Annotated in this window: 9 protein-coding genes and 1 pseudogene; 4 read left to right on the top strand and 6 right to left on the bottom strand. The window is 68.2% G+C overall.

The genetic code is table 11. The features are described from left to right. Positions 1–418 precede the first annotated feature (418 nt). Both ABE522_RS13850 and ABE522_RS13855 read right to left on the bottom strand, forming a co-directional pair. Positions 419–1,546, bottom strand: coding sequence for an alpha/beta fold hydrolase (locus ABE522_RS13850; RefSeq protein ID WP_346592185.1), 1,128 nt, complete (start codon positions 1,544–1,546; stop codon positions 419–421). Positions 1,547–1,660: 114 nt separating this feature from the next. Next, the gene (locus ABE522_RS13855; protein WP_346592186.1) at positions 1,661–2,146 is read right to left on the bottom strand and encodes an RDD family protein; all 486 of its coding nucleotides are present in this window, start codon (positions 2,144–2,146) and stop codon (positions 1,661–1,663) included. 57 nt (positions 2,147–2,203) lie between these two features. Here ABE522_RS13855 and xerD point away from each other — a divergent pair, with 57 nt between their 5' ends. Beyond that, positions 2,204–3,181 carry a site-specific tyrosine recombinase XerD gene (gene xerD, locus ABE522_RS13860; RefSeq protein WP_346592187.1) on the top strand — a complete coding sequence of 326 codons (978 nt, stop codon included), beginning with the start codon at positions 2,204–2,206 and terminating at the stop codon, positions 3,179–3,181. Positions 3,182–3,185: 4 nt separating this feature from the next. Here xerD and ABE522_RS13865 read toward each other — a convergent pair whose 3' ends face one another. Beyond that, complete coding sequence (locus ABE522_RS13865; RefSeq protein ID WP_346592188.1) at positions 3,186–4,235, bottom strand: hypothetical protein; 1,050 nt, start codon at positions 4,233–4,235, stop codon at positions 3,186–3,188. A gap of 156 nt (positions 4,236–4,391) precedes the next feature. Here ABE522_RS13865 and ABE522_RS13870 point away from each other — a divergent pair, with 156 nt between their 5' ends. After that, a complete protein-coding gene (locus ABE522_RS13870) occupies positions 4,392–5,159 on the top strand; it encodes a thioredoxin fold domain-containing protein (RefSeq protein ID WP_346592189.1) in 768 nt (255 codons plus the stop codon). A 57-nt stretch (positions 5,160–5,216) separates the two neighbouring features. Here ABE522_RS13870 and ABE522_RS13875 read toward each other — a convergent pair whose 3' ends face one another. From ABE522_RS13875 to ABE522_RS13885, 3 genes are all read right to left on the bottom strand, one after another. Continuing rightward, a complete protein-coding gene (locus ABE522_RS13875) occupies positions 5,217–7,310 on the bottom strand; it encodes a glycosyl hydrolase family 18 protein (RefSeq protein ID WP_346592190.1) in 2,094 nt (697 codons plus the stop codon). A 302-nt stretch (positions 7,311–7,612) separates the two neighbouring features. Next, the gene (locus ABE522_RS13880; protein WP_346592191.1) at positions 7,613–9,079 is read right to left on the bottom strand and encodes an OTU domain-containing protein; all 1,467 of its coding nucleotides are present in this window, start codon (positions 9,077–9,079) and stop codon (positions 7,613–7,615) included. Between the two features lie 107 nt (positions 9,080–9,186). Then, positions 9,187–10,137 carry a hypothetical protein gene (locus ABE522_RS13885; RefSeq protein WP_346592192.1) on the bottom strand — a complete coding sequence of 317 codons (951 nt, stop codon included), beginning with the start codon at positions 10,135–10,137 and terminating at the stop codon, positions 9,187–9,189. 139 nt (positions 10,138–10,276) lie between these two features. On the opposite strand from ABE522_RS13885, the gene purL reads away from it, so the two are divergent. Beyond that, positions 10,277–14,158 (top strand): phosphoribosylformylglycinamidine synthase, encoded by a 3,882-nt coding sequence (purL, locus tag ABE522_RS13890; RefSeq protein WP_346592193.1) that lies wholly within the window; start codon positions 10,277–10,279, stop codon positions 14,156–14,158. Between the two features lie 439 nt (positions 14,159–14,597). Next, positions 14,598–14,663 (top strand): annotated as a pseudogene (locus ABE522_RS17525) (ESPR domain-containing protein); the annotation flags it as partial. Between the last annotated feature and the right edge of the window lie 50 nt (positions 14,664–14,713).

Below are 14,713 nucleotides of genomic sequence, written 5' to 3' on the forward strand. Positions count from 1 at the left end.
GGGGCGGGGGGGGGGGGGGGGGGTGGGGGGGGCCCCCCACCCCCCCACCCCGGGCGCCCCGGGTCGCCGCAACCCCTGGCCCCCCCCCCCCCCCCCCCCCCCCCCCCCCCCCACCTTCGACAGGTCCACGGGGGCCTTGGAATCTTCGGTAGCGCCGACCCATGGTCGGCGGAATGTTTCCGCCAACGGCCCGCTGCGCTCGCCGAGCAGGGGTCGGCGCTACCGCTTTTCTCTTTTTCTTTCTACGCGGGTGGCGGCCACCGGAACCTGTCAGAGGGGCCGGGCGGGGAGGCCATGCGGGGCCTTGAGCGGCAGGAGCCGCGAAGAGCTACACGGACGTACTTGCGCGTGCCCCGCATAGCCTCCCCGCCCGGCCCTTCACCCAGATGCAGCTCTAGAAGCCACCCGCGAGGGGGCATCACCCGTTCGACCCACCCACGCCCCGCGAAAGCGCCATGAAATTCGCCTCAACCGGAATCCGCGGCGCGGGGCACAACCCATCCGGGGCATCCACATCACGCGACATCCAGTCGTCCACCACGCCGCCCAGCAGATCGATCCGCATCGGCAGGGTGATGTGGTCCTCGCCGCGCATTTCGATGTAGTGCGCACGCGGACTGGCCTGCGCCAGCCGGCGTCCCTGGTCCACGCGGATATGCTGGTCTTCGTCACCGTGAAGCAGCAGCACGCAGGCGCGGCTGGCGGCGACCGCACGGCTGACATCCACCCGGTCCAGGTCCACCCCCAGCCGCCGGTTGGCTGCGGCGATCACCGCGTCCAGGTCCTGGTCGGCATACCGCCAACGGGCGTACGCCGCCACCGCCTGCGCCTGCCAGCCCTGTGGCTGGCTGGCCAACAGGTGCGGGATCATGCTGCGGATCGCATCGCCGGCGTTGGCAAAGGACTCCATCGCCACCACGCCCTGTATGTCGTCACCCAGTTTCTCGGCGGCAAACAGCGCGGTCGCCGCGCCGTAGGACACCCCGAACAGATACAACGGCCCCTGCACCTCACCGCGGGCGCGCAAGGAACGGATCACCTCGATGACCTCGTCCGATTCCACCGTTCCATAACCCGCCGGACCGTTGCCTGAGTGGCCATGGTTGCGCAGGTCGATGGTGATCACGCGGTAACCGGACTGGGCCAGCTGCAGTGACCATGGCAGCATGGCATCGCCGCTCATCATCCAGCCGTGCAGCAGCACCACGGTGCCGCGCGGCGCACGCGCATGGAACGGCCGGGGAGGCTCCAGCCGCAGGTCCATGTCCACCGGTTCGCCGCCTTCATGGCGCGGGCGCGCATAGCGGTAGCGCAGCCCGTAGTCGCCTGCGTCGAAGGCGCGCCAGAACAGGCGCACGTCCTCGCTGCTGGTGACGTAGCCATTCCGGTTCGGCAGGGTGGCGATGGTGGCTGAGATATGCGCCTGGTCGAGCAACGGCGAGGCACCGCCGGGCGATACCAGGCGTTCGCTCAGCGAGGTGGAAGCAGTAGGGGAGCAGGCGGCCAGCCACAGGCACGCGCAGGCCAGCAGCAGGCGCATCATCATCAGGGCATCGAACGGATTGGCCGCACAGGCTACGCAGCGCCCGGGTGTGCGATCTATCGTGGATCGATGACGGCTTGATGACAGTGTGGCGTTGGTTCAGCTACGCGCCCGGACTCAGCGCTTGGGACGGCGGATCATCCGGGTGCCGCTGGCGCGGTCGTGCCAGGTCAGCCGGTCGCGGTCGATCAAGGCCCACCAGAAACCCAGTCCGGCAAGGCCCAGGGACACGCTGGCAACGGCATAGCGTGCCCACAGCGAGGGCAGGGACGGTGCCTGCGCATCATCACCGGTCACCGCGATCCGCCACGGCCGCATGCCCAGCGTCTGGCCGCCACGGCGCCAGCTCCAGGTGGCATACAGGCCGGTCAGCACCCAGCAGCATGCCCACAGCGCCCACTGCCAGCCGCTGAAGGGGGCGATGTTCTCGTGCGTGGCATGGCCGGTGACGGTGAAGGCGATGACGAACAGCGATCCGGCCAGCATCCACAACGCAAGCGCCGGGAACAGGTCGTACAGCAAGGCGAGCAGGCGCCAGCCAAGCAGGGCAGCAGGGCGCACGGCAGCGGCAGCGGCGGCAGGGACATCATGCGGATCGGCCATGCCGGGAAGCATACGCAATGCTGGTGGGGCGCGCTGCGTGACGCGTATCCTGACTGCATGTCCGTTGCTTCCACGCCCGCAGAACGCCGCCAGCTGGTCCAGGCGCTACCCGATCTTGACGTCGCCGATTCGGTGGCGATCACCCGGTTCCTTGATGCGGCATGGGCCGAGCACGGCCTGGCAAAGGCCAGCGTGGACAGCTATCGACGCGACCTTGAAGGGCTGGCGCGCTGGCGCAGCGGACAGGCCGGCGGCCTTGCCGGCGTGGATCGCGCCGGATTGTTCGACTATCTGGCCTGGCGTACCCGCCACGGATGGTCGCCGCGCAGCAATGCCCGCCTGCTGTCGGCCCTGCGCGCGTTCTTTGCCGACTGCGTGCGTCGCGGTGCCCGCAGCGATGATCCGACCGCGCTGCTGGACCCGCCGAAACTGCCGCGCCTGCTGCCCAAGGCGCTGGCGGAAAGTCAGATCGAGGCGCTGCTCGCGGCCCCGGACGTAAACGACGCACTGGGCCTGCGCGACCGCGCGATGCTGGAACTGATGTATGCCGCCGGCCTGCGCGTAAGCGAACTGGTGGGCCTGCCGGCGACCGCGGTGAACCTGCGCCAGGGCGTGCTGCGCGTTACCGGCAAGGGCAGCAAGGAACGGCTGGTGCCGCTCGGCGAGGAGTCCCAGCATTGGCTGGAGCGCTACCTGCAGGAGTCACGACCGTCGCTGGCGAACAAGCGCAGCGTGCCGGCCGATGCCGGCGGCCAGGTCCCGTTGTTCATCGAGCCGAGCCTGCGTCCGCTCAGCCGCCAGGCGTTCTGGCATCTGGTCAAGCGCTATGCGGTGGCGGCCGGTATCGACATCGCGCGGATCAGCCCACACGCGTTGCGGCACAGCTTCGCGACTCACCTGCTCAACCGCGGGGCCGACCTGCGCGCGCTGCAGATGCTGCTCGGCCACAGTTCGCTGTCCACCACGCAGATCTACACCCTGGTGGCGCGCGAGCACCTGCAGAAGCTGCACGCCCGGCATCATCCGCGCGGGTGATCGGTCAGGCGTTGCTCGAGCCGAAGGATGCGCTGCGTTGGAACGCTTGTGCCGCCTTGTCGTTGGCCTTGATAAGGACATCGACCGCTTCACCTTCAAGGCGATGGGCGTGGCGTTCGAGAAGCTCAAGCGCCTCGGCGACGCCAGGCTGCGACGCCGATGGGGCGTGATGGCGGATGTACTGAAGGAGTTCGAACGTGCGGCGGCAGCGCTGCTCCGGCAGGGTGGAGTCGGCCGGGCGCGGGGGAAGGGCGTCGTCCACGGCCGCCGCGACGGCTGCGCTGAAGACCGGGTACGCCGGCGGTGCCGCGCCGAGCCTCCAGAACGCGTCCGTGATCCGTTTCCATGACGCCGGAACCTGGTAGTCGGCACCGGACCGCGGCGGCGTTTCGCTGCCTAGTTGCAGCGCGTCGGCGGTGGCCTGCAGCAGCTGGTGGACGTAGGGCGAGGCCTCGCTTGCTGCGGCATGGCGGTGCGATGCACCGACGAAGGCGAGGATCTGCGGCATGGCATCACGTTCGAGACGCGCCAGCTTATCCGGTCCGCAGCCGACGTCCAGTGCTTCGTGGTGGGCCTGCAGGCGGACCTGTGCGGCCAGTTCACCGACGGTCACGAGGTGCCCATTCCAGACTGCATCAGCCAGCATGCCGCGTGCCCGGGCGCGCACCGTATCCGGTGCCAGCAGCGTACCCACCTTCTCCCTGGCTACCCCGTCCGACAGGCAGTACGCCCGCAGCAACACGCTGCGGAATGCCGTGGCGGTCTGTACCGGCTGGCGTGCGGGCGACACATCCTTGTCCGCTTCCGGCTGCAGCCGGGCATTGAGGATGACCTCATGGCTGGCCAGGCGGGTTGCCTGCCGCTGCAGCTTCTCCAGGCTCAGGTGTCCGCGGCTGAAGCGCTCTGCCAGCTGCTGCTCCTGGTTGTTGATGCCGGTCAGCGCGGCAGTGAAACGCGAAGGCGAGTAATGGGTGCTGGCCAGCTCCACCTTGGCACTGAGCTGACGGAGCAGGTTCGCCCGGAACATCAATCCGAGCTGGCTGAGGATCTGCATGGAGGCGGCCCGTGTTGTTTTGCAACCAGCTTGCGGCATGCCTTTTATCAAAGCTTCCATCAATCGCTCAGACGATTGCGACACCGACTGCCCGTCGCACGAGGCTCAGCCTTGCTGTGCGAGAATCGGCGTTCCTCATGATCCCGCGGGCCCCCGATGTTCCGAGTCCTTTCCGCCGCGCTGTTCGGCATGCTCAGCCTCAGCGCGTGCGCGCAGCCCGCGCCGCCCGCTGTCAAAACGCCGGCTGCTCCCGCCGCATCGTCACGCGGCGGTGCTGAACAGAGTGTCCGTGCCGCGTTGACCCAGCTGGATCCCAACTTCAAGCCCGACTACATCGGCGCGGCGCCATTCCCCGGCTTCCGTGAAGTAGTCGTCTCCGGCCAGGTACTGTACGTCTCCGATGACGGCAGGTACCTGATGCAGTCGCAGCCCTACGACATCCAGGCCAAGGCGCTGGTCAACAGCGAGGGTCTGCTGGCGTATCGTCGCGGCCTGCTGGAGAAGGCCAATCACGGTGACCGCATCGTGTTCGCCGCACCGAATGCCAAGCACACGATCAGTGTGTTCACCGACATCGAGTGCGGTTACTGCCGCAAGCTGCACCAGGATATCGCCGAGCTCAACCGCAACGGCATCACGGTGGAATACCTGGCCTTCCCGCGCATGGGCCTGGGCAGCAAGGACTACACCGACATGATCTCGGTCTGGTGCGCCAGTGACCGTCCCAAGGCGCTCACCGCCGCCAAGCAGGGCAGCCCGGTGCCGGCGAAGAACTGCACCAACCCGGTGGCCATGCAGTACGCGCTGGGCCAGCAGCTCGGCGTCAACGGCACGCCAGCGATCTTCGCCGCCGATGGCACCCAGCTGGGTGGCTACCTGCCGCCGGCGCAGCTGAAGGCCGCACTGGACCGCCGCGCGCGCTGAACCGGTGTAGCTGCAGCAGGCTGCTCCCCCCAGTGTCGGCGGGGAGCAGCACCTGGCTTACTTCAGGCCATCACTGATGCTGCGCGACAACGTGCCCTGCGCGTCGTCGCCACTGAACTCCCAGAAGAACGCGCCGCCCAGACCCTGGGCTTTGACGTAGGCCATCTTGCGGGTCACGTTGGCGGGGGTGTCATAGCTCCACAGGGTGCTGCCGTTGTAGGCCCAGGTGGCACCGGCCGTCGTGTCGGTATAGGTCGGCCAGCCCAGGTTCTTCAGCACCTTCCAGTCTTCGATGCCGGCTTCATAGGTGCCTGGAGCGGGACCCGAAGCGGTCTGGTACATCCCGTTGTTGCCGCCGCCCACGCCGTTCCAGCCGCGGCCGTAGAAACCGATACCGAGATTCAGCTTGGACGCCGGCACACCGCGTGAGAGGAAGGCTTCGATGGCGTCATTGCTGTTGTACAGCAGCTGGTCGCCGGTGGATGGGTCGGCTGCGGCATTGAACAACGCCGAGTGATGGTTGGTCCGCGGATCCCACGCACCGTGGAAGTCGTAGGTCATCACGTTGATGTAATCCAGGTACGGGTGATACGCGGCTGGATTGGTGACCCGGATCTTGTCGATGCCCGCACCCACGGCGACCGTCAGCAACAGGCCCGGCCGCACCGCATCCAGTTGGCGGCGGAACTCGGCCAGCAGCGCGGTGAAGTTGGCATTGTCCTCCGGCGCGCCACAGGCGATGCCGCACGCGACGGGATACTCCCAGTCGATGTCGATGCCATCGAACACGCCCAGGGCCGCCCCCGGGCCGCCCGCACCGTCGGTGACCGGCAGGTTGCCGCGGATGTACGCGTCGATGCAGGACGCGACGAACGCCTGGCGATTTTCCGGGCGTGCGGCGCTGGAGAAGCCACGCGACCAGGTCCAGCCGCCCAGTGAAATCAGCGCCTTCAGGCCGGGATGCTTGGCCTTCAACTGCTTCAACTGGTTCCAGTTGCCGCGCAGCGGCTGGTCCCAGGTATCGGCGCTCCCGCTGACGCTTTCGCCGGCCCCGAATGCCTTGCTGTAGTCAGCGAACGCATCACCGCCGGCCCCGGTGTTGGCATCGGACGGTTGGGTGACGCCGACCTCGCAACGGTTGTTGCGCACGTTGCCAAAGGCGTAGTTGATATGGGTCAAGCCGGCCGCCGAGCCGCTGCTGTCGATGTTCTTCACCCGGTAATTGCGGCCATAGATGCCCCACTGGGTGAAGTAGCCGATGACCCGCCTGCCGGTGCCATCGCCGCCGCCGGCAAGGGTGGCGGCACTGACCGTGCTGCCCTGTGCGGAGGCGTTGCCGGCGTTGTCCCGCGCACGCACGCGGTAACTGTAGGTCGTGGAAGGCGACAGGCCGCCGTCCACATAGGCGGTGGCCGATGGCGAACCCACCAGCGCGCCGTTGCGGTACACGTCGTAGCCGGCCACGCCGCTGCCCCCGGCGTTGTCGCTGGCCGCATTCCAGCTCAGCGCGACACTGTTGGCGGTGCGGGTGCCCACCGCCAGGCCGCCGGGCACGCTGGGCGCGGTGGTGTCACCCCCGGTGGCGGCGACGGTGATGGTGATGGTGGCGGTACTGGCCGTAGCGTTGTTGTTGTCGGTGGCCACCGCACGCAGGGTATGGGTTCCGGCGCTGGCATTGGCCCAGCTGGCGCTGTACGGCGCACTGGTGTCGATGCCGATCGAGCTGCCGCCGCGGAAGAATTCGACCTTGCTGATGCTGCCATCGGCATCGCTGGCGTTGGCGCTCACGGTCACCGTGCTGCCGGCGCTGAAGGTGGCGCCGTTTGATGGGGAGGTCAGGCTGACCACCGGCGGCTGGTTGCTGCCGCTGCCGTCGCAGGCGCCGAGGTTGGTGTAGTACGGCGCGCCGGCCGGATGGTCCGGCGGTGCGTTCCAGATGTCCTGTTTTGCCTGGTACAGCACCCCGCCTTTCTGCAGGGTGTCGCCGGCACGGTAGATCTTGCCCTGGTCCCACTGCCCGACCCCGGCGCAGTTGGCGGCCTGTGCCAGCGCGGGCAGGGCGCCACTGATGGCCAGCGCCAGCAGCCACGCGGGGCGGTGGCGGGCAAGGCGGACGGAACGAGCGGCACTGCGTGCAATCGGGTCATGCATGATGTGTCTCCGATCGAATCAGGTTGTCGCGCGGGCCGGGTTGGCGCCGCACGTGTCGCGGGTCCGGTCGCCGCCGAGCCAGGCGACGAGGGGGGCCGGATGTCACCGCCGTGCTGCGGGGCGGTTACGACAACGTTGTCATCGATTAGCCGATCAAACCGTGCGCTAGTGCGCTTTTTCCATTGCGAACGGAAAACCGCCAGCCGCTGCCGCGGCAATTTACCCGGGTACGGAGGGCGGCTTAGGCGGGTATGCGGCGCAGCGCGCCGTGGCATGCGGGCCGAGGCGTGGTGAAGCGCGGATCAGAGGCCGCCGGGCGCTGCAGACCCGGGCACATCGAGCGCGTCATTCGCCCGGGGAGCGACCGTGTTGCGCCAGTACTCGTCGATCTCTGCATCCAGCACTTCCTGGTGAGCCCTGATCGGTTCACCTTCGTCGACGCGGTCGTGGATGGCTTTCCGAAGGCCCTCTTGTGCCTCTTGCTGGATCCGGCGATGTTCGCGCTCCAGCGCCTCCAGCGGCGTCGGCTGCGCCAAAACGGTTTCGATCTGCGCCATGTAGGAAAACATCGCGCGCTTCTGCTCTTTGGAGATGATCCCTTGCAGGGTCTTGAGCTTCGCGGTGTTGTCCCGCTTGTAGCTGGCGTAGGCCAGGTCCATGTCCCGGCCCAGTGGGTCCAGGTGCCCAGGCTGCGGGTCGGCCATCAGCTCACGGGCCTGGAGCAACAGGAGGTCGCGCAGTTCCTGATGGATGGCATCAAGGCCGTCGGGGGCGTAGTGGCCCTCGGAGAGGTACCGCGTCATCTCGCTGTGGTACATGTCGGTGAACGCTTTCAGTATCCCGGGCGTCAGCGCCGGGCGGGCGCCGGCGGGCGCGACGGTTGCCGGAGCTGATTCCTGCGGCGGTGGCTGCAGGCTGGCAACAGGCTGATGGCGCAAAGGCGTCCGGGTGATCGCCGGCGCTGGCCCTTCGTAAGCCCCCGCCACCTGCAGCAGTTCAGGGGTGTTCCAGACGTGCTCGGCAAGTTGCCTGCGCAGCTGCAGGTTCGATGCGGCCAGGTCTTCGGCCTGCAATGCCTTGGAAATGCAGCTGAAGAAGCAGTCGCCATCCGCCCGAACGTCTTCGATCACCTGGTCCTGGTCGCGGCGGATCAGGCTGAAGTGGTTGCCGTGCCGCAAGAGGATGATCTCGTCGTCCTGTGGTGACGGCAGCTCCGGATCGTTGCCGCGATGGCATTGTTCGGACATTCCGGGACGGTAGAGATGGATCGCATCGTTGTCCGCGTCGACGATGCGCAGGGCGCGGCCGGCCGGCCAGCCGGGCGTGTTGACGATCACCGACTGCAGGTCGCCGCTGCTCTCGTTCCAGATGCCGGGGCGCTGCAGCAGCTCAAGGTTCAGGCCGGCGAGCAGGCAGGTCTGCTCGCCGGGTGTCATCGCAGGCGCCTTGCCGTCCGGCCGTGCTGCCGTCAGCACCTGCTGACGCAGGGCTTTCAGGCCCTCTGTGGACTGCTCCGCCAGCGACCAGCCGCGGGCCTCGGCGAGGTGCTGGAAGTCTGCCTGGCCCCCCGATGGAGGCGACGCTGCGCTGCGCGTCCCGCTGCCGGAATGCGCCCCCGCGTCCGGCGACGGCGTCGCGTTGCTGACCTGTGTGATGGGCAACCGAGGTGCGTGTGGCGCGTGCTTGTCGCCGCCCGCCGAGCGGGCCTGTGCAGGGGCCCGCATGGCGGAGAAGAAAGCAAGGGGCGCGGAGACGGGTATGTGGAGCATGCTGTGTACCGATCAGAGGGAGGTGAGGCGGCAGCGGGATGGAGCAGGTGTCCCAGCGTGGAATCTGGTGCGGCTTGATGCCGCCAGGAATCGCGCAGCCGCTGCCATCAGCTGCGCGCACCCAGCCATGCCCGATGAATGCCAATCGGGTGCAGTTCGCTTTTCTGCGGGCGGGTGGGATAGGCGTGCGGTGGATGCGGATGACGCGCCGACGGCTTGCGGACCAGGCCGCGCAGCAGGTCGTCCAGCTGGTCCATGCCAGGACATCCGCGCCGGCGTGCCGCCATGCGCAGCGCACACGCCGCCGCCTCGGCATTCCACGCCGGCTCATCATCGGAGGACAGCGATACGCCGCTGTCCGCCGAAGCCGGCGCGTCGTGTTTGGCTGCCGGGCGGAGCTGGGCCGGGTCGCTGCGTCCGCCAGTGCCGCGGGCCTGGGCCAGCCACGCCGCGCGTGCCACGCTGCCCCACACCAGGCTGGTGCTGGTGCGGCTGGGCCAGGGCTCGCTGCCGTGGCTGGTGTTGCGTTCCAGCAGCGGCAGCCCGTGCAGGCTGATCAGGCCCAGCGGATGGCGCTCCTTGCGGCGCACCACGATCTGCTGTTCGGAAAGCCAGCTTTCCAGGTCCAGGCTGGGCTCATGCCGCTTACGTTCGACGTCGACGATCCTGGGTGCGGCTGCCGCCTTCGGCTGCTGCCGCGACCCGCTGCAGGCCAGCGCGAAGACCCGGGAAGGCGGCAACGGCAGGGCGGCATACAGCGGCCGTGGCGGTTGAGAGTGCGCTTGCGGGCGCTGCGGCGATGGGGCGGGGCGCATCAGGCTGAGCGGGTCCTGCTGGCCCTGCCAGAAGCGCATCGCGTTTTCACGCACGGCGCGAAGCCCCCCCGGGTCTGCCTGATGATCGGCGATGCGGCCCGGCCGGGAGTTGACGACATGCCGGGGCACAGCGGCGGCGGCCAGCCCGGCCGCGCGGATCTGGCGCAGGCCCTGGCGCAGCAGGGCGGTCGAGGACAGGCATCCGGGCGTAGTGGACAGAATGGTCGCGGAAGCAGAAAGCATGGCAGCGTGCTCGTCGAGCCGGGGGATGAGCAGCTTGGCGCGTGCACCGCGCAGCGGCCTCCAGTTATCGGCCATCGGGGCCCGCCACGCCGCTTCCGGTACACTATCGGGCCCGTTTCCCAACCACGGTTCCCCGGACATGATGGTCCTCGAGGGCGCGCCCGCCCTGTCGGCGTTCCGCCGCGAACGTCTCGAATCCCGCCTGCAGTCCATTGCCGCCGATCTGCGCATCAGCGGAGCCTGGCAGGTGTATTTCATCCAGCCCGAGGGTCAGGGCACGGCCGATGCCGCCACCCTGTGCCGGATCCTGGAGGCGCATGAACAGGCCGAGCCGGTGGCCGAAGGCGCCATCCAGCGCTTCGTGGTGCCGCGCCTGGGCACGCTGTCGCCGTGGTCCAGCAAGGCCACCGAACTGGTGCGCGGTGCCGGCCAGCCGGTCAGCCGGGTCGAACGTGGCCTGCGCATCGACGTGCTCGGGTGGCCGACCGATCCGGGCGCGCAGCAGGCGCTGGTGAAGGCGCTGCATGACCCGATGACGCAGTCGGTACTGGAGACGGTGGAGCAGGGCCGCACGCTGTTCTCCACCCCGTCGCGGGGCGAGCTGGAACGCGTCGCGCTGGATGACCTGGAAGCCGCCAACCAGCGCCTCGGCCTGGCCATGGCGCAGGACGAGATCGACTACCTGCGCGAGCGCTTCGGCCAGCTCGGGCGCAAGCCGTCGGACGTGGAGCTGATGATGTTCGCGCAGGCCAACTCCGAGCACTGCCGGCACAAGATCTTCAACGCCAGCTGGACCATCGATGGCCAGGAACAGGACCGTTCGCTGTTCCGGATGATCAAGAACACCCACCAGCAGACCCCGCAGCACACGCTCAGCGCCTACAGCGACAACGCCGCGGTGATCGAAGGTCATCCGGCCGCGCGCTACCGGCCGGATCCTGCCAGCGGCGAGTACCGCAGCGAAGCGGTCGTGCCCAGCGCGTTCCAGATCAAGGTGGAAACCCACAACCACCCCACCGCCATCGCGCCGTTCCCGGGCGCGGCGACCGGTGCCGGCGGCGAGATCCGCGACGAAGGCGCGACCGGCCGCGGTGGCAAGCCGAAGGCCGGCCTGACCGGTTTCTCGGTGTCGCACCTGCGCATCCCGACCCTGCCGCAGCCGTGGGAGGCGCCGCGCGCGCTGAACCCGCGCATGGCCCCGGCGCTGGACATCATGCTCGACGGCCCGCTCGGCGGTGCCGCGTTCAACAACGAATTCGGGCGACCGAACCTGCTCGGTTACTTCCGCACCTTCGAGCTGGCCGAGGGCGGCATCACCCGCGCCTACGACAAGCCGATCATGCTGGCCGGCGGCCTGGGTGCCATCGATCGGGTGCAGGTCGACAAGGTTCCACTGCAGGCCGGCGATGCGGTGATCGTGCTGGGTGGCCCGGCGATGCTGATCGGCCTGGGCGGCGGCGCGGCGTCGTCGGTGGCCTCCGGTGAAAGTGCCGAAGACCTCGATTTCGCCAGCGTGCAGCGCGACAACCCGGAAATGGAGCGTCGTTGCCAGGAAGTGATCGACCGCTGCGTCGGCATGGGGCTGGACAACCCGATCAAGTTCTTCCACGACGTGGGTGCCGGCGGCCTGTCCAATGCCATCCCGGAACTGCTGCATGATTCCGGCGTGGGCGGGGTGATCGACCTGGGCAAGGTGCCCAGCGATGATCCGTCGCTGTCGCCGATGCAGCTGTGGTGCAATGAATCGCAGGAACGCTACGTGCTGGGCGTGGCCCAGGAACGGCTGGCGGAGTTTGCCGCGCTGTGCGCGCGCGAGCGCTGCCCGTTCGCCGCCGTGGGCGTGGCGACCACCGAAGAACACCTGGTGGTGGCCTACGGTGCGACGCCGGGCAATATCCCTGCCGACGCCCCGATCGACCTGCCGATGGACGTGCTGTTCGGCAAGCCGCCGAAGATGCACCGCGACGCGACCCACCCGCCGGCGCCGCGCTGGCCGGCGCTGAAGACCAGCGGCCTGGACCTGCACGAGGCCGGCCTGCGCGTGCTGGCGCATCCGACGGTGGCGGCGAAGAACTTCCTGGTCACCATTGGCGACCGCAGTGTCGGTGGCCTGACCGCGCGCGAGCAGATGATCGGGCCGTGGCAGGTGCCGGTATCGGACGTGGCGATCACCTTGACCGGCTTCGATGGCGTGGTCGGCGAGGCGATGTCACTGGGCGAACGCACCCCGCTCGCCCTGCTGGATGCCGCCGCATCGGCGCGCATGGCGGTCGGCGAGGCGATCACCAACCTGTGCGCCGCACCGGTGGATGCGCTGGACGAAGTGAAGCTGTCGGCGAACTGGATGGCCGCGGCCGGCCACGAGGGCGAAGACGCGTTGCTGTACGACGCGGTCAAGGCCGTCGGCATGCAGCTGTGCCCGCAGCTGGACATCAGCATTCCGGTCGGCAAGGATTCGCTGTCGATGCAGGCGCAGTGGCACGACGCCGGGCAAGCGCACAAGAGCGTGTCGCCGGTGTCGCTGGTGATCACTGCATTCGCGCCGGTGCTGGACGTGCGCCAGCAGCTGACCCCGCTGCTGCAGCGGGATCTGGACAGCGAGCTGTGGCTGATCGGCCTCGGGGCCGGCAAGCAGCGCATGGGCGGGTCGATCCTGGCCCAGGTGCATGCCGACCACGGTGGCCTGCCGGCCTTCGGTGGCACCGCGCCGGACCTGGATGATCCGCAGCGCCTGCGCGCATTCTTCGAACTGATCCGCGATGCGCGCCGTGACGGCCTGCTGATGGCCTACCACGACCGCAGCGATGGCGGCGCGTTCGCCGCACTGTGCGAGATGGCGTTCGCCTCGCGGATGGGCCTGGACATCCTGCTCGATGCCTGGGGCGATGATCCGTTCCGCAGCCTGTTCAACGAAGAACTGGGCGCGGTGGTGCAGGTCGCGCGCGAAGACCGGGCGGCGTTCGCCGACCTGGTGGAACGCCATGCGCTGACCGAGTGCGCGCAGCGCATCGCGCGGCCGACCACCGCACCGGTGGTGCGTGTATCGCTGCACGGCGAAAACGTGGTCGAGTGGCGCTGGGAAGCGCTGTTCGATGCCTGGTGGTCGGTCACCCATGCCATGCAGAAACTGCGTGACAACCCCGAGACCGCCGACCAGGAGCGCGAGGTGGCACGTGCGTTCAATGCGCCGGGCCTGAAGCCGAAGCTGGGCTTCGACCTGGACGAGGACATCGGTGCGCCGTTCATCAACACCGGCCTGCGGCCGAAGGTCGCCATCCTTCGCGAGCAGGGCGTCAACGGCCAGATTGAAATGGCGAACGCGTTCGAACGTGCCGGCTTCAGCGCGTTCGACGTGCACATGAGCGACCTGATCGAAGGCCGCGTGGACCTGCGCGATTTCACTGGGCTGGCGGCCTGCGGTGGCTTCAGCTACGGCGACGTGCTCGGTGCCGGGCGCGGCTGGGCGACCTCGATCCTGGAGCGCAGTGCGCTGCGCGATGCGTTCGCGGCGTTCTTCGCGCGCGAAGACAGCTTCTCGCTGGGCGTGTGCAACGGCTGCCAGATGATCAGCCAGCTCAAGGCGATCATCCCGGGTGCCGAGCACTGGCCGCAGTTCCGTCGCAATGCCAGCGAGCAGTTCGAAGCCCGTACCGCGCTGCTGGAAGTGGTGGAGTCACCGTCGATCCTGCTGCGCGGGATGGCCGGCTCGCGGCTGCCGGTGGCGGTGGCGCACGGAGAAGGGCGCGCGGTGTTCGACACCGCCGTGGACCAGGCCGCTGCACGGGTGTCGCTGCGCTACATCGACGGCGACGGCAACGTGGCCAGCCAGTATCCGCTGAATCCGAACGGGTCACCTGAGGGCATCACCGGCCTGACCAGCACCGATGGGCGGGTCACGATCATGATGCCGCACCCGGAACGCACCCCGCGCGCGCTCAACCTGAGCTGGGCACCTGCTGAATGGCAGGGTGACTCGCCGTGGCTACGGATGTTCCGCAACGCACGCGTATGGTGCGGCTGAATACCGTTCAGTGATGCAGAGCGCCAATTCGCAGGCGTACTGAGAACCCGCCGGGCAACCGGCGGGTTTTTTCTTGCGGCCTGCCCGATGGACGACGTTGGACGCCGATGGGTGGCTGAACAGGCAGAGTCCTGCTCCTTGGAAGCGGGCTGGCCTGTTCACATGAATGGACTGAACCGAGAAGGCAGTCACGTCATTTCTTTTTTCTTCGTCAAGCTATTGACGTCAGGAAATGTTCACGTTAAACCTTTAGCTCGTTCTGGAAACATTCAGTCAGCCACACCCGCTGGACCGCGCGCACCGCTTCACGTTGCACAGCGCGCCGTTCGGCAACTGCCGTAAATCACGCGAACAAACGCCCTCAGGGGACGTTGGGCCATCGGGCCCGGCGGTGGCGTTGCTTTGCCCGAAAACCAGCCCAACCAGGAGTCGTACGCAGATGAATCGGATTTATCGCAAGGTCTGGAACAAAGCACTCGGACAGCTGGTCGTGGCCTCGGAACTGGCCTCTTCCGACCAGCCCGGCAACGTCATCGACAAGCGCCGCCGAGGCAG

Source organism: Stenotrophomonas lacuserhaii (assembly GCF_039674585.1).
Classification (GTDB): domain Bacteria; phylum Pseudomonadota; class Gammaproteobacteria; order Xanthomonadales; family Xanthomonadaceae; genus Stenotrophomonas; species Stenotrophomonas pennii_A.

Excerpts from the sequence above, each read along its gene's own strand:
- ABE522_RS13880 (WP_346592191.1), bottom strand. The coding sequence starts at position 9,079 with ATGCTCCACATACCCGTCTCCGCGCCCCTTGCTTTCTTCTCCGCCATG.
- ABE522_RS13870 (WP_346592189.1), top strand. The coding sequence starts at position 4,392 with ATGTTCCGAGTCCTTTCCGCCGCGCTGTTCGGCATGCTCAGCCTCAGC.
- ABE522_RS13875 (WP_346592190.1), bottom strand. The coding sequence starts at position 7,310 with ATGCATGACCCGATTGCACGCAGTGCCGCTCGTTCCGTCCGCCTTGCC.
- ABE522_RS13855 (WP_346592186.1), bottom strand. The coding sequence starts at position 2,146 with ATGGCCGATCCGCATGATGTCCCTGCCGCCGCTGCCGCTGCCGTGCGC.
- ABE522_RS13885 (WP_346592192.1), bottom strand. The coding sequence starts at position 10,137 with ATGCTTTCTGCTTCCGCGACCATTCTGTCCACTACGCCCGGATGCCTG.
- ABE522_RS13865 (WP_346592188.1), bottom strand. The coding sequence starts at position 4,235 with ATGCAGATCCTCAGCCAGCTCGGATTGATGTTCCGGGCGAACCTGCTC.
- ABE522_RS13850 (WP_346592185.1), bottom strand. The coding sequence starts at position 1,546 with ATGATGATGCGCCTGCTGCTGGCCTGCGCGTGCCTGTGGCTGGCCGCC.
- xerD (WP_346592187.1), top strand. The coding sequence starts at position 2,204 with ATGTCCGTTGCTTCCACGCCCGCAGAACGCCGCCAGCTGGTCCAGGCG.
- purL (WP_346592193.1), top strand. The coding sequence starts at position 10,277 with ATGATGGTCCTCGAGGGCGCGCCCGCCCTGTCGGCGTTCCGCCGCGAA.